This is a genomic window from Moritella sp. 24, from assembly GCF_018219155.1.
Lineage (GTDB): Bacteria > Pseudomonadota > Gammaproteobacteria > Enterobacterales > Moritellaceae > Moritella.
The window spans coordinates 4,560,255-4,582,784 of record NZ_CP056123.1; the positions used below are offsets into that span (position 1 = coordinate 4,560,255).

The window sequence follows — 22,530 nt, forward strand, 5'->3', positions numbered from 1 at the left end:
AGTTGTTATAGTGTTTAACCAAATGAAAAAACGTACCTCTTTTTTGATAAAAAAAGCCAAAGGACATGACGATGAAACTACCATTGATACTTATATTATCAATCTTAATATCAGCTTGTAGCCTAAATCAGCGCAATCTCTTTAGCGAATCTTCAACATCCAACGATTTTAATAAAAATACGTTATTAACAACAAAAAAACAGCAACCCTATCTGAACTGGGATCGCGCATTAACAGCATCTATATTGCTCAATAAAGACTACCCTTTTAGTCTCCATATGAATGCTTATGCAGCTCTCTATCACCCAGATATATTCACACTTTATAAAAATGACGATGCGTTGTTCGCCCTACAAAAAATAAAATTACGTAGACGCTGGAAAAGTGATAATGAACAACAACGAAATCAGACACTACTGTTACGCAGCGAAATAAATCTTGGCGCTTACAATAGTCAGCAACAAGCATTTCCAATTCAAAATTTTACATTAGACGACAGAGAGCCAACTTATCATTATAAGTTAACGAGAAGCCTCTCTAAAGAAAGTACATTTCCAGCCAGTTTTTATCTCTACATCAGTAATATTAAGCAACTAAAACAATTAAAACTAGAGCCTGAATTAGCGCGTTTATTAACAAATAACAATATTCAGAAAGGGCACATCAATCGTCTACCCATTGATATCGAGCTCAATATTAATCAAGTTGCAGGTGAAAATGGACAAGGGTTGGGGGCTGTCATGACACGCGTTATTTTTTATAGCGATGAAAACAGAGAAGTACCACTGAGAATTGATTCATTCTCAGTGGTAGACATTAATGAAGAGTACTAATGCGCAAGAAAAAACTTATATGCAGGGTTATTTGTTTCTTCTTTATATTGATAGCCTAACTTAACCAAATAAGCTGAAAATGCTTTCATCTCACCATCTGGTAATTCAAATCCAGTTAATACACGGCCATAAGCAGCACCATGATTACGATAATGGAATAAGGTGATATTCCAATTCATACCAAGGGTTAACAAGAATTTTTGCAATGCGCCGGGATGTTCAGGAAACTCAAAACTAAATAAGCGTTCTTGCAATGCTTCTGCAGGACGACCACCGACCATATAGCGAACATGCTGTTTTGCCATTTCATCTTCTGACAAATCAACCACTGGGTATTCAGCATCTTCCAATTGCTTAATCACAGTCGCTAATTCAGATGTACCTTGCGGTGTACGTAAACCAACAAAGATATTAGCTGCAGCACGGTTCGAATAGCGGTAATTAAATTCAGTCACAGCGCGATTACCGATTAACTCACAAAACTTTAAGAATGCACCGGGACGTTCTGGAATAGTCACCGCAAGAACGGCTTCTTTCTTCTCACCATATTCACTGCGTTCTGAAACATAACGTAATGAGTGGAAGTTAACATTCGCACCACTTAAAATAGCAGACATGTTCTTATCACGCAGACTGTTTAACTCGGTGTATTTTTTCAGTCCTGCGAGCGCTAATGCACCCGATGGTTCTGCAATTGCGCGTGTATCTTCAAAAATATCTTTTAATGACGCACAAATTTCATCACTGCTTACTGTAATCACATCATCAATAAATTCATTACACAGACGGAATGTTTCCACACCAATGCGTTTTACTGCTACGCCATCGGCAAAAATACCCACTCGATCAAGTGTCACAGGTTCGCCAGCATCAATCGCAGCGCGTAAGCATGCTGAATCACGCGGCTCCACACCAATGACTTTAATTGATGGTTTTAACTGTTTAATATAAACCGCAATACCTGCAGCAAGGCCTCCGCCGCCTACAGGTACAAAAATATAATCGAGATGTGTATTCTGCTCTAATAACTCACGCGCTATAGTGCCCTGACCTGCGATCACATCCGGATCATCAAACGGCGGGATTAACGTATAACCCTCTTCCGCTGATAGTTTTTTTGCATGACTAGAGGCTTCATCAAAACTATCACCATGCAGGCATACTTCCGCACCAAAGCCACGCACAGCGCTCACTTTAATATCAGGCGTAATGACAGGCATCACAATAGTAGCTTTAATACCTAACTTCTTCGCAGACAACGCGACACCTTGTGCATGGTTGCCCGCAGATGCAGCAACGACACCACGCAGTTTTTGCGCTTCAGATAATTGCACTAACTTATTAAACGCGCCACGTAATTTAAATGAATGCACTGGCTGGCGATCTTCTCGTTTAAGTAGGATCGTATTACCTAAGCGTGAAGATAATTTAGTTAATGGCTGTAAAGGAGTCACCACGGCAGCTTCATAGACTGGTGATAATAAGATCTTACATAAATAATCATTTGCTGTAAGTAGCGATTGGTCTTGTTGGGGGTCGTTATTTGTCACTCGATCATCCATTGAAATTTAACTGACAAGTTAACGCTTTGGCATGCCATCGTTAACGCTGCTATCTAGTACTATTACCTAGTTATAACAACAATCGAAACAGATAAAAAGAATTAACTCAGGATAACTTTTAGCAGAAAATAAAAAAGGGAGCATTAAGCTCCCTTCTTCGTATTACTTTTTATCGATTAAGCTGTTTTAGCTTCACCTTGAGGTTCTGCGTTAGCAACATCAACGTTTAGCTCGCCTTCAGATTTAGCAACGATAGTGTTAACCGCTGTATCACCGATAACGTTAGCAGAAGTACAGAACATATCGTTGATACGGTCAACCGCAGCGATGATTGCTAGTGCTTCAACAGGTAGACCAAGTTGTGTTAGTAACACACCGATCATCACGATACCGCCACCAGGTACACCACCTGCGCCTACTGATAATAATAGAATTGTTAGACCCATAGTGAACAAGTCAGTCACTTGGATTGGTGTGCCGTATGCGTTTGCAGCAAATACTGTTGCAATTGAGATGTAGATAGATACACCAGACATGTTCATTGTCGCGCCTAGTGGAACACCGAAACCAGCAACTGTTTTAGATACACCGATTTTCTCAGTTAGTGTACGCATTGTTACAGGGATAGTTGCGTTTGAGCTCGCAGTAGATAGTGAGAATAGGAACTGCTCACGAATCTGACGACGGAACGTAGCTGGACGGATACCTGTAGTAGCCCATACTGCTAGTGGGTAAACAACTAGAATCCAAACAACAAGTAACGCTACAACTAGACCAACATAGCTAGCTACTGAAGCCAGTGTTGCACCATCAAGTGTCGCACCTAATTGAATCATTAACGCGAATACACCAAACGGGGCAAAGCTCATGATTAGGCTAACAAGTTTCATCATGATGTCATTTGCGATTTGGAATGCATTGATCGCTGGACCACCTTTCTTGTCTAGAGCTTGAATCGCTAGACCAGTGATGATTGCCATGAAGATGATTTGTAACATGTCACCAGAAGCAAATGCTTGAACAGGGTTGCTTGGTACGATGTTTACAATAAGTTGACCGATATCTGGCGTTTCAGTTGTTGCTAGTGTTACCGCAGTACCACCTAGTTCAGCAAGGTTAGCGCCAACACCTGGTTGTACAATCATTGCAACAATAAGTGCCACTGTGATTGCAACAGCTGTATTAGCTAGATATAGGAAGAATGTTTTGCCACCTAGGCGACCAAAACTTTTAATGTCTTTCAGTTCACATACACCACATACAATAGAGATGAAAACTAGTGGAACTACCATTAATTTAATTAGTGATACAAACATGGTACCGACTGCAGTAGCTGCGCCGACAAAGTATGTGTCAAGGAACGATCCTGCACCAAAGCCATACTGAACGATTGTACCCAGTAACAAGCCCACAAACAGGGATATAAATATTTTCGAACTTAGTGATTTATCCATAACAAACTCAGCCTTTCAATTATCATAGTAATGTGTGTTTATTTGCTTATATATTATTTTTATATTTTTACAATTCTTTGCACTGCAAGATTTGATGAGTGGAGAGTATTACAACTACATAACGAATGGGAAGCAGTTCAATCATCTAGAGCCAGAAAAATTGAGGTCGGTCACATATCCAAGCATTTTTTAATACTTTACGAGTATGTAACATCTATATAATCATCAATAAAACCCACTTAAAATTAAGAAACCGCAATTTTTTTGTATCAAAACCGCTAAAAACACTCATATACTCAAAAGTAGGCATTATATCAACAATGCTAAAAAATGGTGAATCCGGACTTTTTTAACAAAGTTAGTGATTTATACCGTAAATTTAACCTAAGTTACCATTACGAACCAACATAAGAGTTAATTACAGATGAGTTATAAAGTGGCAGGGTGTTAAAAGGCACTCAACAGGGCGCTGAGTACCCTTTTATTAAACTAGGTAATTATTCTGCTTAGACAGTTTTACTTACTCTTCTGTGCTTACAGAACTATTTTCAACGGTATCCATTATCTTATTAGATTCAACTATTGTTGAATCATTATTTTTCGCTTCAACAATAGTTGAATCTGGCGTTAAGGTAATTGTTTCCGGTAATTCAATCGCGTCTTCTACAACAACTTCTGTTACGACTGGTTTTGGCGCGGCACATAAACGATAATCAGTTTTTTCATTATTACGCCAAAATTTACGGTTATGACGAATCATCGCGCGAATTTCTGCAATATAGGCTTCTTTTCTTTCTGAGTAATTAATCAACCCGGCGGCAAGCGCACACGCATTGATTGTTTGGCCGTTAGCACTTAGCTCAGTACGTATGTCACGTAATGGTAAGTAGCTTTGATTACGATTAATGTTGCGGAAATACGAGCGCACAGACGCTTCTATTGAATCAAAACTTGCCACTTCATGATCGGCACCTTCGTCGCGTTGATTTGGCACAATGCCGCACCCTTTACTAAAACACCACTGACCAAAGAAGTTATGCCCTAATTTAGCAAAACGCGATGTACCCCAGCCAGTTTCATTCGCTGATTGACTAAATACTAATTCTTCAGGGATCACGTCAACTTGTGCAAGCAGCTTAGTAATGAGTAACTTGTCACTATCTGCAGTCACTTTATACATCTCTGCGATGTCTTGTAGTTGTGCTTGATCTTGTTCCGTTAATACAGCTTTAGCTTGCCACGTTGTAAGCAAAGCTCGCTCTGCTAATACTTCAGCAGTAACAACATCAAAGGCAGGTTGCAGGTAATTAAAGAATGCCGTTTTCTTAGCGTTAACATCACTGATAGCAGCAAAATCTGGGACAGGTTCTTTATCATCAGGTTGAAGGAAGGTGTACAGGCCGAAAAGACCTAATCCTATAATAAGGAGTAAAGCAGTTATTTTCTTTTGCATATAAAAAAGCACCATTAATAAATAATGGTGCTAATTTAACACGTTAATTGCAATAAGCTAGATTATAGAATCATGCTCTTTGGTGCAACGAACGGTAAGTTATGTGCTTCAGCAACATCTTGAACAGTTACTTGGCCAGCAATTACGTTTAGGCCGTTTAGTAGGTGCTCATCTTGGATTAGTGCTTCTTTCCAACCTAGGTTAGCAAGCTTGATGATGTACGGTAGCGTTGCATTGTTTAATGCGAATGTAGACGTTTTCGCAACAGCACCAGGCATGTTAGCAACACAGTAGTGAACAACGTCATCAATGATGTAAGTTGGGTCTTGGTGTGTTGTAGCATGTGAAGTTTCGAAACAACCACCTTGGTCGATTGCAACGTCAACAACAGCAGCGCCAGGCTTCATGCGTGAAATTAGGTCTTTAGTTACTAGTTTAGGCGCTGCAGCACCTGGAACTAATACAGCACCAATTACTAGGTCAGCTTCTAGTACATATTTTTCAATTGCATCATGTGTAGAGTAAACTACTTTTAGACGGCCATCGAATTGGTTGTCTAGGTTAGCTAGTACTGTAAGGTTACGGTCTAACATAGTTACGCTAGCGCCCATACCTACAGCCATTTTAGCTGCGTTCATACCAACAACACCGCCGCCGATAACAACAACGTTTGCAGGAGCAACACCCGGTACGCCGCCCATAAGAAGACCACAACCACCTTGTGATTTTTCTAATGCTTGTGCACCAGCTTGAATTGACATACGACCAGCAACAGCAGACATAGGCGCAAGAAGTGGTAGACCACCGTTTACGTCAGTTACTGTTTCGTAAGCGATACAGATTGCGTTACTTTTAATTAGGTCTTCAGTTTGCGGTAAATCAGGTGCAAGGTGTAAGTAAGTGAATAACACTTGGCCATCACGTAACATTGCACGTTCAACTGCTTGTGGCTCTTTTACTTTAACAATCATGTCAGCAGTTTCGAAAACTTCTGCAGCAGTTGTTAAGATTTTTGCACCAACAGTTTCATAATCACTATCGCTAAAACCAATACCAGCACCAGCAAATGTTTCAACATAAACTGTATGGCCATGTGAAATAAGCTCTCTTGCACTTGCAGGAGTCATACCTACGCGATACTCATGGTTTTTAATTTCTTTAGGTACGCCGATAATCATATGCTATTTACTCCGATATTTGGTTTATTTAACTGGTTGAGAAAAGCTTCTCGATATATAGGTGCAGTATAGACGTAGAAGTGCAGAATTAATCACTAAAGATCAGTCTAATTTTAAGAAAAATTTATAGAAGATTTGTTAAAATGATGTTGAACAGAAGATAATTTTTTCTGTGAGCAAGATCTCCCTCAAAAAAAGGGCTCAATTGTAATCATAGTTGATCACAATTGAGCCCTTAATATAAATCGAGGTCAATCGATAGTTAATACTAATTAGGTAAGTTAAATAAGATTTTTATCGCGTACCGCACCTTTATCTGCACTTGTTGCGAAGTGACCGTAAATGCGTAACGCTTGTGTTACTTTACGTTCACGCTTTTCAACAGGCTTCCACGCTAGATCGCCACGGCTTTCCATTTCACTACGACGAGCGTCAAGAACGTCATCAGCAACAATCAAATTCATTGAACGTTCAGGGATATTAATATCAATAATATCGCCATCTTCAACAAGACCGATCAAGCCGCCACTTGCCGCTTCAGGTGATGCGTGACCAATAGATAGGCCCGAAGTACCACCGGAGAAACGTCCATCAGTAATCAATGCACACTCTTTACCAAGTCCCATTGATTTTAGATAACTGGTTGGATATAGCATTTCTTGCATACCCGGACCACCTTTCGGCCCTTCATAACGAATAACAACCACATCACCCGCTTTAATTTCACTGGCTAAAATAGCACTTACCGCAGAATCTTGGCTTTCAAATACACGTGCAGTACCACGGAACAACAAGTTATCATCAGCAACACCCGCTGTTTTAACGACCGCACCATCGATAGCAATATTCCCCGTCAATACAGCAAGACCGCCTTCTTGACTGTAGGCATTTTCGATTGAACGGATACAACCGTTAGCGCGATCATCGTCCAGTGAATCCCAACGGCAATCTTGGCTGAATGCTTTAGTCGTTCGAATACCTGCAGGACCAGCCGAATACATTTTCTTCACAGCTTCAGATTCAGTCGTAACAATATCAAACTTAGCTAACTGCTCAGCCATCGTCATGCCCATTACGGTCATATTGTCAGTATGCAATAAACCAGCACGGTTCAACTCACCCAAGATACCCATTACGCCACCGGCGCGATGCACATCTTCCATATGATAAAGTGGCGTTGACGGTGCGACTTTACATAACTGCGGTACTTTACGGGATAATGCATCCATATCAGCCAAGCTATAATCAACTTCTCCTTCAATGGCAGCCGCGATTAAATGCAGCACAGTATTCGTTGAGCCACCCATCGCAATATCAAGCGTCATGGCATTTTCAAACGCATCACGATTCGCAATATTTCGCGGTAATACTGATTCATCATCTTGTTCATAATAACGCTTACACAGATCAACAATGCGACGACCTGCATTTAAGAATAATTCTTCACGATCTGCATGCGTAGCAACGAGTGAACCATTACCCGGTTGTGATAACCCTAATGCTTCTGTTAAACAGTTCATTGAGTTTGCAGTGAACATACCTGAACATGAGCCACAAGTCGGACACGCGCTACGTTCTACTTTTTCAACATCTTCATCAGATACATTTTTATCTGCACCCATCACCATGGCATCAACAAGATCAAGTTTAATCAGTTGATCTGAAAGTTTGGTTTTACCCGCTTCCATTGGACCACCGGAAATAAAGATAACCGGAATATTAAGACGTAAAGCCGCCATTAACATACCTGGAGTGATCTTGTCGCAGTTAGAAATACATACCAGCGCATCCGCGCAATGAGCATTAACCATGTATTCAACAGAGTCAGCAATCAAATCTCGTGATGGTAAGCTATATAGCATACCATCGTGGCCCATTGCGATACCATCATCAATAGCAATCGTATTAAATTCTTTTGCGATACCGCCCGCTTTCAAAATTTCATCGGCAACTAATTGGCCCATGTCTTTGAGATGAACGTGGCCCGGTACAAATTGGGTAAATGAATTGGCAATCGCAATAATAGGCTTGCCGAAATCTTCTTCTCGGGTACCAGTAGCACGCCACAAGGCGCGAGCACCAGCCATATTACGGCCTTGGGTAGATGTTGCAGAACGCAGTTTAGGCATCGGTTCTCTCCATGAAACAAAATAAACAGTAAATATAAAGGAGGCAAATCTGCGCCTCACCTTAATAATCAAATCGACTCATCGTCGTAAGTAAGCGTTAACAACACCTACTTATATAAGCGTAACGTAAATAGAACGATTAGCTTGGATCAGCGACGTAGTCTAACCAGCCCCACTTATCTTCACTTTGACCTTTAATCAATGCAAAGTAAGCCGTTTGTAATCTCTCTGTAATCGGTCCACGTTTACCAGTACCAATTTCAATACGGTCAACCGAACGTACTGGTACCACTTCAGCGGCAGTACCGCACATGAACATTTCGTCCGCTAAATACATCGCTTCACGCGCAATAGGTTCTTCTCGAACTTCATAACCAAAGTCTCGAGCGAGTACCATTAATGTATTACGCGTTAAACCCGGTAGGATACAAGCCGTTGTCGGTGGTGTATGGATTACGCCATTTTTAACAAAGAATAAGTTTTCACCCGCGCCTTCAGAAATTGTCCCGTTTACATCAAGTGCAATGCCTTCCGCATAACCATGACGCTTCGCTTCTGATGAAATCAGCTGTGATGATAAATAATTGCCACCGGCTTTAGCGCCCGTAGGTATAGTATTTGGAGCAAGACGGTTCCAAGATGTAACACAAACATCCACGCCCTCTTCTAAACTTTCATCGCCAAGGTAAGCACCCCAATTCATTGCAGCGACAAGCGCATCACACACGGTTGATTTTGGTGTGAGACCTAAGCCAACATTACCAATATAAGCCAATGGACGTAAGTAAGCATTAGTAAGCCCATTCGCTAATACGGCATCTTTACACGCTTGTTCTATTTCTTGTTTTGAATACGGGATAGTCCAACCATAGATCTTAGCTGAATCGAACAAACGTTGGATGTGTTCTTGTAAACGGAAAATAGCCGGACCTTTTGGCGTATCATATGCACGAATACCTTCAAATACAGATGAACCATAATGTAATGCATGCGTAAATACACTCACTTGAGCCTGAGACTCTGGAACCATCTTGCCATTAAACCAAACTTGCTGTTCAGTATTCGCCATAATTGCTTCTTCCTTTATGCTGTAATTATATTGTAGTCTTATTTACGTCAGTCCAAGCACTCCGCGCTTTAATATAACTGACGTTTTCAATAATGTATTATATCGCAGTACTTTGTTGATAGCTTAATTTACTCACATCAAAAAGTTTATCTAACTGCTTATAGAGTAAATCGATTGGTCGTTCACCAGATACTGTAACCGTTATCTTAATATTATTGCAATCATTCATTTGCACCGAATTCAACGTGCTGATACGAAAACCTCGGTGACGAATAACACGTAAGATACGCTCTAAAACTTCAGGGGTATTATTCGCTTCAATAACCACTTCATGTACTTGTTTAGCACTCATCATATTGCTCCAACATCTCACCGTTATTTACACCGGGTGGTACTAAAGGCCACACATTTTCTTGTTCTGATATTTGTACATGTAAGAAATATGCACCCGAGCTTGCTAACATGCGATCGATTGCTGGTTGCACTTGTTCTTTAACGACAATCGCTTCACCAGGAATACCGCACGCTGCAGCTAAAGCAACAAAGTCAGGGTTATCATCTAAAATCGTTTGCGATAAACGTCCATCAAAGAATAGCGTTTGCCATTGGCGAACCATTCCCAATCGTTGATTATCAATCAGTACAATTTTAACCGGCAATTTTGCCCGATTAATTGTCGCTAATTCTTGAATGTTCATCATGATAGAGCCGTCACCGGTTACCACAACAGGCATTGCATCGGGACGTGCTAACGCAGCACCGACAGCAGCAGGCAGACCAAAACCCATCGTGCCAAAACCAGCACTCGATAACAGATTTTCAGGTTGTGTAAACGTCATATGTTGTGCAGTCCACATCTGATGCTGGCCAACATCGCAGGCCACAAAATGGTCTTCAGGTAAGCTAGCGGATAATTGCTTCAGTAATAAAGGTGCATAAATAGCAATACCAGGATGGTCATAGCGGAAAGCTGTTTCAACTTTCATCTCTAGCGTGTGCAATCGCCAAGGGGCAATATCTAGCGTCATTTTTAACGCCGGTAGAATTAATTTTAGATCCGTTGAAATCGCAACATTCGCAACACGTAATTTATTATGTTCACAAGCATCAATATCAAGATGAATAATCTTGGCATGTGGTGCGAATTCATCAAGTTTACCGGTCACACGATCATCAAAACGAGCGCCAACAGCAATCAAGAGATCACTTTCTTGCACTGCTAAGTTTGCTGCTTTTAAGCCATGCATACCCAGCATGCCTAAATAATAAGGATGTTCAGGATCCGGAGAACCGATACCTTTTAATGTACTTACAATAGGAATGTCTAATGCGGCAGCTAATTCACGCAACTCAGGTACAGCATCCGCCATACCAACACCACCACCTACATATAAAATCGGTTTTTTAGCCGCGTGTAATAACACGCGAGCAGCGGTGACTTGCGCTTCAACTAAACCATCTAATGCAGGTAGTACGGGTAATTCAGATACCGTTTCAACTGCCATTTCAGCAAGTTGAATGTCTTTAGGTATATCAATTAAAACAGGTCCAGGGCGGCCAGTCGTTGCAATCGTAAATGCCTCAGCAATAATACGATCTAAATCATTTTGATCTTCAACTAAGAAACTGTGCTTAGTACATGATAACGTCATGCCAAGAATATCCACTTCTTGGAACGTATCAACGCCAATTAACGCACTTGGTACCTGACCAGTAAAAGCAACCAGTGGTATAGAATCAGCCATCGCTTCAGCCAAACCAGTCACAATATTCGTTGCGCCTGGACCTGAAGTCGCAATACAAACCCCCACTCGTTCACCCGCACGTGCATAACCAAGCGCAGCCATAACAGCGCCTTGTTCATGTCGAGCAAGCAAATGTGAAACACCACCATCATATAGCGCATCATATAACGGCATGATCGCGCCACCTGGATAACCGAATACCTGAGTTACCCCCTGTTTACGTAAAGCATTTACAATAAACTCTGTTGCTTTCATTAATCTACATCCCTTTAAACATAACTCTTGTAAATAATTAAACGCCAAACAAAAAAAAACCCCGGTTATTTACCGAGGTTTTCTTATTGCTGGATTAAGCTTATTTTCGCTTAGCAGTAAGTCCCCGGCTTGGTAATTTAATAATTACCACCAGAATGCTGACTACAATAATTAGACGCGAAGTAAACCCAAACATATAACTAATCCAACAACTCTAAATAATTTTGATGCCTCATTATTAGCATGGCGAATTTATTTAATCAAGCCTTTAACCGTGGTCAAAATAACTAAAACAACCAAATAAATGGACACAGATAATTTAACATATCGATAAATACGAAAGTTCCAGTTTAAAGTTTTGCGCATGACAAGCATCACAAAATAGACTGTTGCAAATAGGCCTTGCTTAAGATTTTAAAATAATCGACCTAATTCAACTGTGCTTATCATTAATTGCACTAGGGTATGAGAAGAACAATAAACGACCCAAGGATGATGAATGAATTTAGCCGTAATCTATAGCCGTGCAATTTTAGGCATTAACGCACCCTTAATTACTATTGAAGTGCATATCAGCGAAGGCTTACCAGGGTTCACGATTGTCGGCTTACCAGAGACATCCGTTAAAGAAGCCAAAGATCGAGTGCGCAGTGCCTTGATGAACTCGAACTATGTCATGCCAGCAAAACGGATAACTGTCAATTTAGGGCCTGCCGATCTGCCAAAGGAAGGCAGCCGTTATGATTTACCCATTGCTATCGCGATTTTAATTGCCTCACAACAAATCAGTAGCAATCAACATCAGCAATTAGAGTTTATTGGTGAGTTGTCGTTATCCGGAAAATTACGTACATGCCGTGGAACGATTCCCAGTATTATCGCCGGTAAAAAAGCACAACGAAGTACAATTATTCCTTTTGATAATGGTCATGAAGCGGCACTAATAGACAATGCAAACTGCTTGGTCGCACATAATTTACAACAAGTATGCGAACATATTAACGAACAACAAACACTACAAAAAGCGTCACGAATAGCAAGCCCAGAAACAGCCTCTTACGCTCAATATGATATGCAAGACATCATCGGTCAGCAAAGTGCAAAGCGCGCCTTAGAGATCTGTGCGGCAGGTAATCACAACTTACTTTTGTTTGGCCCTCCGGGGACAGGTAAAACCATGTTAGCAAGTCGTTTAACGACCATTCAACCAGACATGACCGAGCAAGAAGCCTTAGAGTGCGCAGCAATCAAGTCTATTAGTGGCGGTGAATTTGTCGCGCAAGACTGGTGTCGACGTCCCTTTAGAACGCCACACCATACTTCATCAGCCGTAGCCTTAGTCGGGGGAGGACGCACACCAAAACCAGGCGAAATAACACTCGCACATAACGGTGTCTTATTTTTAGATGAACTCCCTGAGTACCAGCGTAAAGCGCTCGATTCTTTACGAGAACCACTCGAAGCAGGTAAAATCAGCATATCGAGAGCGAGTCAGCAAGTCGACTTCCCAGCTAAGTTCCAATTAATCGGCGCATTAAACCCTTCCCCATCAGGCTATTATGACAACAACAAACTTGGTGGAAATAATAGTCAGGTCGCTAAGTATTTAAGTAAATTATCAGGTCCCTTTTTAGATCGTTTTGATCTGACCATTGAAGTTCCAGCATTACCTAAAGGCAGCCTCACAGAGCAAGGTCAACGAGGCGAAAATAGTGAACAAATTAGACTTCGGGTTAGTGCGGCTCAAGCAGTACAACGGCAACGTAGTCATAAATTAAATGATGCACTCACAAATAAAGAAATAGAGCTACATTGCCCACTTCAGCACCAAGATGCCATTTTCCTAGAGCTGGCCATTGAAAAAATGGGGTTATCAACAAGAGCATTTCATAAGATAATCAAAGTCGCTCGCACCATCGCAGATTTAAACAATTGTACTGAAATCAATAAATCACACTTACTTGAAGCATTGTCTTATCGTGCGATGGACCGCTTGCTACAACAAATAAATGTTTAATTATTACAATTTTAGTTTGGCATAATGTGATGATAGTTTTATCATTTCAGCTTATCATCACTCCAAGGCCATATTATGTTATCGACATTCACGCAAAAGGTGGCAGGCGCCATTGCATTTATCTGTTATCTTTTGAATACCATATTTTGGTTAATACCAATTGTTATCTTTTCTCTTTTAAAAAGTATCATTCAATTCAAATCAGCGCAGAAAGTACTAAATCATCTACTTGATGGCTGCGCATCAAATTGGATTTCAGTGAATGGTATCACCCAACGCTTAATTGGTAATCCTCATATTCAAGTAAATGGCATTGAAGGTCTATCATTAAATAAATGGTATATGGTCATCTCAAATCATCAATCATGGGTTGATATTTTAGTCTTACAACGCGTGCTTAACGGCCAGATTCCATTTTTAAAATTCTTTCTAAAAAAAGAGCTAATTTGGGTTCCCTTTCTAGGCCTTGCTTGGTGGGCGTTAGATTTCCCTTTCATGAAGCGCTACAGCAAAAAGTTTTTACAAAAGAATCCACACATGCGTGGTAAAGACATTGAAACAACTAAAAAAGCTTGTGCCAAATTCAAACACAAGCCAGTAAGTGTGATGAATTTTGTTGAAGGGACACGGTTTACTCAAGATAAACACACCCAACAAGCCTCTACATTTAAGCATTTATTAAAACCCAAAGCAGGCGGAATCGCATTTGCACTCGATGCAATGGGCGGACAACTCGACACTTTAGTGAATGTTACGATTCACTATCCACAAGGTATTCCCACCTTTTGGCAGTTTATTAGTGGTCAGGTCAAGCAGATCCAAGTACAAGTGAGTACACAAGATATTAACTCAAGTTATATTGGTGACTACACGAATGACAAAGATTTTCAGGCGAATTTCCAGCAATGGATAAATGAACTATGGGTTAATAAAGACCAAGAACTCGATCAACTTAAGCAGGCTGCAAACTAAATGATTAATTTTCTGCCTACGTTTATTTTAATGATCATTAGTACATCATTAGTCGTTATTAACATTGTTTGCTCATTAACGCTTATCAGTATCACAGGGCTCATTAAGTTTATTTTACCGTTTAGCCCAGTACAAAAAGTTTCTCGGAAAATTGCAGATCGATTACTCGGAGTCTGGGTTTTCATTAACACTTGGATGATCTCATTCATCAATAAAGTTGAATGGGATATTAAAATTAACGGCGATTTAAATAAAAAGAGCTGGTACTTATTGATTTCCAATCACCATAGCTGGACTGACATTGTCATTCTATTTTCAGTCTTTGCGAATAAGATCCCGTTGCCTAAATTCTTTGTAAAACAAGAAGTTTTATATATTCCCTTCGTTGGCACCGCTTGCTGGGCCTTAGACATGCCCTTCATGAAACGCTACAGCAAACAAAAGTTAGCTAAAAAGCCACACTTGAAAGGGAAAGATATGGCAAGTGCACGTAAAGCCTGTGCCAAAGCTAAACTAGCTCCGACGACCATCGTTAATTTTGCAGAAGGGACGCGATTTACTGAAGCAAAAAAACAGCACACAAAATCTCCCTTTCGCTATTTACTGCCACCCAAATCAGGCGGCATCGCATTATCACTGGCTTCGATGGGCTCAACCTTAGATCAAATTTTAGATGTCACGATCATCTATCCAGATAACCCCGATTCACCCTTCAAGGATCTGCTACAAGGTAAATTAAAGCGTATTATTATTCGAGTTGAAACAATTGAAGTCACATCAGATCTACAAGGTGATTATGAAAATGACGCTCAATTTAAACAGCATTTTCAGCAATGGGTCACCAGCATTTGGCATAGAAAAGACCAACTAATCTCGGATTTTCACCAACGCATTTAAACATTTAACCCACAAGGTTAGTCTAATAACTTTGTGGGCCACTTCATTTTAATTCTCGAACAACCAACAAAAATAACGCTTTAGGGGTAAAAGAAGAGATAAAAACTGCCTTTAATAGAGTCTGAATTCTAAAGGGACATTAAGATCTCACTTTTACTTTAATCTTAAACGAAACAAGGTGTAACATGCTATAACTGTTAATGCATTGTTGCATTAATCTTTTTTGGGATCACACATGAGCACATTAGCACCAAACTTAAACACACCTCTCGATGCCTTACTGCACTGGGAAAAGCATCGTGCCAATGAGGTATATTTACGCCAGCCTATTAATGGGACATTTCACGAATTCACGTGGTCTCAAGTGGCTGACCAGACAAAACGTATCGCTCAAGCACTACAGTCTCTTGGACTAGCACCAGGTGATAAAGTCGCGATCCTCGCAAAGAATAGCGCTGAATGGTTTATTAACGATTTAGCTATTATGTACGCGGGTTATATTAGTGTACCAATTTATTCAACAGCAAACGCGAAAACAATTAACTATGTACTAGAGCACAGTGAAGCAAAAGTACTATTTGTTGGTAAGCTAGATAACTATCAAAACTTAGAAGGCAAGCTACCAGCAGACGTAATTACCATCAGCTATCCTTACGAAACATTGGCTTGCCAATACAAATGGAATGACCTGCTTGAACAGCATCAACCATTAGCAGCGCCAGTGAAAATAGATCTAGACAGCTTAATGTCGATTATTTATACCTCAGGTAGTACAGGTAACCCGAAAGGCGTGATGATCACGTTTGCAGCATTCAAATCAGCATCTCAAAATATTATCACAAGCTTAGGGTTTGTTGCTGGTGACCGTTTACTGTCTTACTTACCACTCGCCCATATTACTGAGCGTGTTTATATTGAAGGTAGCAGTATTTATGCTGGTGAAGGTGTAGTTTCATTTGTTGAATCACTTGATACTTTCGTGAGTAATATTCAGTCTGTCGAACCAACATTATTTATTTCTGTACCACGTCTATGGACTCGCTTCCAAATGGGCGTATTACAAAAAATGCCTGCACATAAACTTAACTTCCTACTCAAAATTCCATTCGTAAATGGGTTAGTAAGAGCGAAGATTAAACGTGGTCTAGGTTTACACCATGCACGTATGCTTGGTTGTGGTTCAGCTGCCGTATCACCTGCATTATTAAAATGGTATGAACGCCTTGGCTTAAATATTACTGAAGCATGGGGTATGACAGAAAACCTTGCTTACGGTACATTGAATCACCCATTCAACCCGCAAAAAATCGGTACTATTGGTAAACCAGGTAAAGGTGTAATTCTTAAAATTTCTGAGATTGGTGAAATCTTAGTAAAAGGTGACGGCCTGATGACGGGCTATTACAAAGATGAAGCACAAACCAAAGAATCATTCGATGAAGAAGGTTACTTCAAAACAGGTGATAAAGGTGAAATTGATGCCAATGGTTATGTCAAAATTACCGGCCGTGTTAAAGATATCTTTAAGACTTCAAAAGGTAAATACGTTACGCCAGTACCAATTGAATGCAAATTTGGTGAGAACCCGAATATTGAACAAATTTGTATTACAGGTACAGCACTAACACAACCTGTTGCATTAGTTGTATTATCACCGGAAGCACGTGAACAAGGTCAAGAAGTCATGACAAGCAACCTTGAAGAAACACGTCAACACATCAATAAGTCATTAGAATCACATGCACGTATTGGTCATATCATCGTATTAAAAGATGAATGGACAGTCGATAATGGTTTATTAACACCAACACTTAAATTTAAGCGTCACGAACTAGAAAGTCGTTTTAAACCTTTCTACGAAGAGAACCATAAAGATAAGATTGTTTGGGAACAATAAGCTAAAACATAAGTTTAGATAAACAAAAAGGACGCAATTGCGTCCTTTTTTAATATTTAAAATATAAGAGTATTAGTTAGTTTTTGCTGCTAGATATTTAATTAATTCAGCTAGCTTAACGTTAAACTCTTCACCACGGGCCTTAATACCACCCATGTTAATTTGGTATTTGCCATTAACGATCAATGCAGGTACGCCACGAATATTATTTTTAGCCGTGTTTTTATCCATACGAGCTACTTTACCATTCACAGCAAAGCTATTAACAGCAGCATCGAATTTCTTACCATCGACACCAGCATCAGTAAATACAGTACGGATATCATCACGACCACTAAAACGACGTTTTTGGTCATGTATCGCAGTAAATATTGCCGATGACATTTTATGCTCAACATTTAGCAACTCAGCTGTCGCAAATGCTTTTTGCATTTCAATACCCATTTCACGACCAATAAAAGCAACGTGATTTTTTTCGACTTTAATATCAGTGTCTGCAAGACGTTTCGTCACGTCAGTCATGATTGGTTCGAATTTATTACAATGTGGGCAGAAATACGAAAAGTACTCAGCTACTTCAGGTTTTGATGTTGCTTGCTCAGAAATAACATCATAATGCACACCTTCTTTAAACTGTGCTGCGTTCGCAAATGGTAAAAATAACATTGCGGTGATCAATATAAATAATTTTTTCATTATTTTCCTTCCTGAAAATTTAAATTAAACATAATTAACTGTACAAAAAATTAGTAATTAGGAATGAGAGATAACGGCGACTTTTGCATATTACCAATCTGTTCATGCAAAGATACGACCTGCTGTTGCCAATATTGTTCATCCGCAAACCACGAAAAATGACGACTAAATGCAGGATCATCCCAACGCTTAGCAATCCAACCCATATAATTCATCATGCGCATCGCACGTAATGGTTCAATTAGCTGCAACTGTTTAGAGTCAAAAGAGCAAAATTCTTCATACCCCTCTAATATTACTTCCAGTTGTAATAATTGCTCATGACGTTCTCCATGCAACATCATCCATATATCTTGTATTGCAGGACCTTGGCGACAATCATCAAAGTCTAGTAACGTGACTTTATCACGCCATAAAATATTTCCCGCATGTAAATCGCCATGCAAACGAATCAATTGCTTATCATCTGGCTTATATTGCAACATGATTTCTTTTGCTAACGCATCATAAACATCAAAAAATGATGTTTCTAAATGCGCTGGGACAAAATTATTATGCTGTAATATTTGCTTTGGTGTTTGTACAAACTCCGCAATCGACAATGTTGGTCGATATAAAAATGATTGCTTGCTTGCAAGTTGATGCACACGTCCTAAATTACGCCCTACCGACTCTAATGCATCAAGATTATCCACTTCAATAGGACGCCCGCCAGCACTTGGAAAAATAGCAAAGCGATATCCTTGATAAGTAAATAAACTACACCCATCAAATTGTAATGGCGCAACAACATCAATTTCCGCTTGTTCTAACTCGAGTGAAAAATTATGTTCTTCTTGGATCTGTTCATCACTCCACCGTTCAGGGCGATAAAATTTAACCACAAAACGTTGGCGATCTTCGTCTTGGAATTGAAACACGCGATTCTCATAACTGTTCAATTCCAATAAACCTGAATCCACACGAATACCGATAGATTCTATCGCATCCAGCATAAAGTCAGGTGATAGAAGGCTGTAATCAACGGGCTGTTCTGTCATTCTTATTTCCTAAAATACTACTATCTATACTAATCTCTACATCCAAATAACCGTCATTAACCTACAGCCGATTTTAGATGAATATAATAATAACAAGCCCAGTATCACTGGGCTTGTTATTTACTTTAACTTACATTATTCATAAAGCTATTTATAAATAATATAAAAACGTTATAACTTACTGATAAAACGACTTTGCTGAGTAAAAACATAATGATCATTACCAATCTCAGTGATGACAAAGTTAATCTTAAGCACTGGCTGTTCTAGGTCATAAGGGTCAATAGCTAAGCTCACAGGTTGTACTAATAACTCACCGGGCAATACTTCAACTTCACGCGGTCCAAACCATTCATGCTCAGGAACATCAATAACATCTAGACTATATTTCTGTGTAAATGATGTTTTGTTAATAATTTTAAGAGTGTAAGTATTCTCGATATTACCATCCGAGTTTTCACGGTATAGCGCATTTCGGTCGCGAATAATATCCATTTGGACCGGTGAAATACGTATCACGCTCACTGCAAGTAAGACCATCATAAGCGTCATAACAACACCATAGCCCACTAATTTAAATCTGCTTTTTGCATGCGGTTTATTACTTAATTCATTTTCAGAAGTATAGCGTATCAAGCCTTTTGGATAATTCATTCGTTCCATAGTCTGATCGCAAGCATCAATACAAGCACCACAGTTAATACACTCATACTGTAAGCCGTCACGGATATCAATACCGGCTGGACACACCTGAACACATAAATTACAGTCGATACAATCACCTAAACCTTTAGCTTTATGATCAACTTTACGTGAACGAGCGCCTCTAGATTCACCTCGGTTAAAATCATAGCCGACAATTAAGGTATCAGAATCAAACATAGCGGACTGAAAGCGAGAGTATGGGCACATATGAGTACACATAATACTGCGCATCCAACCTGCATTACCATAAGTACAAAATGCAAAAAATAGAACCCAGAAATACACATTACCGCTAGCTTGAAGGGTAAAAAAGTCACAGTAAAGGTCGTAAATAGGCACAAAGTAAGCCATGAATGCTAAACCAGTAAGCAGGGAAAAACTCAACCAAGCAGTGTGCTTAAGTACTTTCTTTTTAACTTTATCGGCTGTTGTTGGTCCTTGATTTAATTTTAATCGCTTATTCGCTGAACCTTCTATTTTCTCTTCAAACCAAATGAAAATAAATGTCCAAATTGTTTGCGGACACATAAAGCCACACCAAACTCGACCTAAGTAAGCCGTGACAAAAAATAATGCGAATGCACCAACAATTAGCAATAAAGCCAGTAACATTAAGTCTTGGGGAAAAATAGTTAAGCCGAAGATATGAATACGTTGCTCAAGGATATTCAATAAGATCGCTTGATGACCATCCCATTGAAACAAAGGTAATGCAAAAAACAGCACCATAAAAAACCAACCCATGTATTTTCTCAAACGCTGAAATACCCCCGTCATATTCCTAACATAGATATGATTATCAGGACCGACATTGGTGTATTTAGGCTTAACTTTAGGGGTTACATCTTTTATATTTATGCGTTCTTCAGACATTACATGCTCCTTATTTTTATATCTTCGATTATATCAAAGAAGCTTAATAAGTCTTTATAATGCTATAACTTATCAAATGCTTATTAATTTAATCAGACACTTACCACAACATTTAAACTCATCAACAAATTTGAAGACAAGCCAATACAAGGCTAATTTACTTCTCTCTAAATGGATGATTATATTTTATAAACTAGCGGGGGTATTGAAACATAAATAACGTGTAATGACATAGTACAGATCAATACTAAACGTCCCTATAACAGATGGTTTAGTTATAAAAACAAGCTATAACAGTTGAACTCCGTTATATATATTAATGAATACACCTAGCCAACGTAATTAAAGCCCGTTTAGTCTTATCGGTCCACGCATAGGAGCAATTAATACGCATGCAATTTTGATACTTATTATCACTGGCAAACAGAGTGCCAGGCGCAATACTAATATTGTGCTCATCCAATAATACTTGTAATAAATTAGCCGTATTAATATGTGCAGGAAGCTCCAACCATAAAAAATAACCGCCCTCAGGGCGCGTAATCTTAGTTTCACTTGGAAAGTATAGTTCAATAGCGTTTTGCATTTGCTGTTGCCGCCCAGCTAGTAATCGCCTTAATTTACGTAAGTGAACATCATAATTACCGTGTAATACGAACTGAGCCAGTGCGAGTTGATTTGGCACCGCAGCTGATAATGTCGTCATCAATTGTAATTGCTCTACCTGCTTAGCATAGCGCCCCGCAACAACCCAACCCACTCTAAAACCTGGCGCTAAACATTTTGAAAACGAAGAACAATGCAAAACAAGTCCTTGTTCATCATACGCTTTAATCGGTTTAGGCTTTTGTTCAGAGAAATATAATTCGCTATAAACATCATCTTCAAGTAAGGGGATCTTTTTTTCCACTAGAATATCCCTGATCGCAAGTTTATTCTCTTCCGACATCAAGGCCCCTAGCGGATTTTGGAACTTACTCATCAACCAGCAGGCTTTAATATCATGGCGTTCAACGACCGCCATTAATGCATCAACAGACATACCTAATTGTGGATCAGTTGCCACTTCAACGGCCTTAAGTTGTAATCGCTCCACTGTTTGTAATACGCCATAAAATGCGGGAGATTCAATTGCAACAGTATCACCAGGCTTAGTCACCGCCATCAAGCTTAAACCTAATGATTCCATGGCTCCAGACGTGATAACAATGTCATCAATAGACACATCAATACCATCGCGAATGTAACGTTTAGCAATAGCTCGACGTAATGCAATACTTCCAGGAGGAAGCTCTGTCACCGCACTTTGTACTGGCATCGTTTTAATTGTTTTTGCGAGAGCTAGGCCTAGCTGCCTCAATGGAAATAAAGATGGGTCTGGAAAAGCTGAACCGAAAGGCACAATATCTGGTCGTTTACAGGATTTTAGTACATCAAAAACATGCTCATTAATTTTAATTGCACGATTAATCATTTGTGGCGTGGTTTGTTTTGGTATCGCAAGACGGTTTAAATGCGCTGAGACAAAATAGCCAGATCGAATTTTGGCGTAGACCCAGCCCTCTGATTCTAATAACTCATATGCTTTGAGTACAGTCATAGGGCTAATATGTTGGATCTGACTCATCTTACGAATCGACGGTATACGATCACCCGGCAACCATATACGTTGTTCGATTTGCAACTGAATTTCAGCAGCTACCTCATGATAGCGACTTTTGTGTAAAGACATGAATACATCTACCTGAATCTATC

General features: G+C 39.7%; 17 protein-coding genes. 5 read left to right on the forward strand and 12 right to left on the reverse strand.

Going from position 1 to position 22,530, the window contains the following annotated elements:
- Positions 1-71 precede the first annotated feature (71 nt).
- Complete coding sequence (locus HWV00_RS20480) at positions 72-833, forward strand: DUF4852 domain-containing protein (protein ID WP_255554849.1); 762 nt, start codon at positions 72-74, stop codon at positions 831-833.
- Here the strand turns inward: HWV00_RS20480 and ilvA are convergent.
- From ilvA to ilvG, 8 genes are all read right to left on the reverse strand, one after another.
- Positions 830-2,395, reverse strand: coding sequence for a threonine ammonia-lyase, biosynthetic (gene ilvA / locus HWV00_RS20485; protein ID WP_211684118.1), 1,566 nt, complete (start codon positions 2,393-2,395; stop codon positions 830-832). The genes HWV00_RS20480 and ilvA overlap by 4 nt on opposite strands.
- Before the next feature lie 176 nt (positions 2,396-2,571).
- A complete protein-coding gene (locus HWV00_RS20490; protein ID WP_211684119.1) occupies positions 2,572-3,849 on the reverse strand; it encodes a dicarboxylate/amino acid:cation symporter in 1,278 nt (425 codons plus the stop codon).
- Positions 3,850-4,369: 520 nt separating this feature from the next.
- A complete protein-coding gene (locus tag HWV00_RS20495) occupies positions 4,370-5,302 on the reverse strand; it encodes a glucosaminidase domain-containing protein (protein WP_211684120.1) in 933 nt (310 codons plus the stop codon).
- Positions 5,303-5,364: 62 nt separating this feature from the next.
- Positions 5,365-6,480, reverse strand: coding sequence for an alanine dehydrogenase (gene ald / locus HWV00_RS20500; protein ID WP_211684121.1), 1,116 nt, complete (start codon positions 6,478-6,480; stop codon positions 5,365-5,367).
- Between the two features lie 281 nt (positions 6,481-6,761).
- Complete coding sequence (gene ilvD, locus HWV00_RS20505) at positions 6,762-8,609, reverse strand: dihydroxy-acid dehydratase (protein ID WP_211684122.1); 1,848 nt, start codon at positions 8,607-8,609, stop codon at positions 6,762-6,764.
- A 139-nt stretch (positions 8,610-8,748) separates the two neighbouring features.
- Positions 8,749-9,678, reverse strand: a complete 930-nt coding sequence (locus HWV00_RS20510) for a branched-chain amino acid transaminase (protein WP_211684123.1) — start codon at positions 9,676-9,678, stop codon at positions 8,749-8,751.
- Between the two features lie 97 nt (positions 9,679-9,775).
- A complete protein-coding gene (gene ilvM / locus HWV00_RS20515) occupies positions 9,776-10,033 on the reverse strand; it encodes an acetolactate synthase 2 small subunit (RefSeq protein ID WP_255554850.1) in 258 nt (85 codons plus the stop codon).
- Entirely contained in the window at positions 10,020-11,678 is a 1,659-nt protein-coding gene (gene ilvG, locus HWV00_RS20520; RefSeq protein ID WP_211684124.1) for an acetolactate synthase 2 catalytic subunit, read from the reverse strand. Before ilvG ends, ilvM begins: the two co-directional genes overlap by 14 nt.
- A 499-nt stretch (positions 11,679-12,177) precedes the next feature.
- Here ilvG and HWV00_RS20525 point away from each other — a divergent pair, with 499 nt between their 5' ends.
- From HWV00_RS20525 to HWV00_RS20540, 4 genes are all read left to right on the forward strand, one after another.
- Complete coding sequence (locus tag HWV00_RS20525) at positions 12,178-13,695, forward strand: YifB family Mg chelatase-like AAA ATPase (protein ID WP_211684125.1); 1,518 nt, start codon at positions 12,178-12,180, stop codon at positions 13,693-13,695.
- A 75-nt stretch (positions 13,696-13,770) separates the two neighbouring features.
- The gene (locus HWV00_RS20530) at positions 13,771-14,667 is read left to right on the forward strand and encodes an acyltransferase (protein WP_211684126.1); all 897 of its coding nucleotides are present in this window, start codon (positions 13,771-13,773) and stop codon (positions 14,665-14,667) included.
- Positions 14,668-15,564: an acyltransferase gene (locus tag HWV00_RS20535; protein WP_211684127.1), complete on the forward strand. Its 897-nt coding sequence runs from the start codon at positions 14,668-14,670 to the stop codon at positions 15,562-15,564.
- A 235-nt stretch (positions 15,565-15,799) separates the two neighbouring features.
- Positions 15,800-17,461 carry an AMP-binding protein gene (locus HWV00_RS20540; RefSeq protein WP_211684128.1) on the forward strand — a complete coding sequence of 554 codons (1,662 nt, stop codon included), beginning with the start codon at positions 15,800-15,802 and terminating at the stop codon, positions 17,459-17,461.
- 72 nt (positions 17,462-17,533) lie between these two features.
- Here the strand turns inward: HWV00_RS20540 and HWV00_RS20545 are convergent, their stop codons facing one another.
- From HWV00_RS20545 to HWV00_RS20560, 4 genes are all read right to left on the reverse strand, one after another.
- Positions 17,534-18,157, reverse strand: coding sequence for a thiol:disulfide interchange protein DsbA/DsbL (locus HWV00_RS20545; RefSeq protein WP_211684129.1), 624 nt, complete (start codon positions 18,155-18,157; stop codon positions 17,534-17,536).
- 50 nt (positions 18,158-18,207) lie between these two features.
- Positions 18,208-19,197 carry a serine/threonine protein kinase gene (locus HWV00_RS20550; RefSeq protein WP_211684130.1) on the reverse strand — a complete coding sequence of 330 codons (990 nt, stop codon included), beginning with the start codon at positions 19,195-19,197 and terminating at the stop codon, positions 18,208-18,210.
- A 171-nt stretch (positions 19,198-19,368) separates the two neighbouring features.
- Positions 19,369-20,775, reverse strand: coding sequence for a cytochrome c oxidase accessory protein CcoG (gene ccoG / locus HWV00_RS20555; protein ID WP_211684131.1), 1,407 nt, complete (start codon positions 20,773-20,775; stop codon positions 19,369-19,371).
- A gap of 316 nt (positions 20,776-21,091) precedes the next feature.
- The gene (locus HWV00_RS20560; RefSeq protein WP_211684132.1) at positions 21,092-22,507 is read right to left on the reverse strand and encodes a PLP-dependent aminotransferase family protein; all 1,416 of its coding nucleotides are present in this window, start codon (positions 22,505-22,507) and stop codon (positions 21,092-21,094) included.
- Positions 22,508-22,530 lie beyond the last annotated feature (23 nt).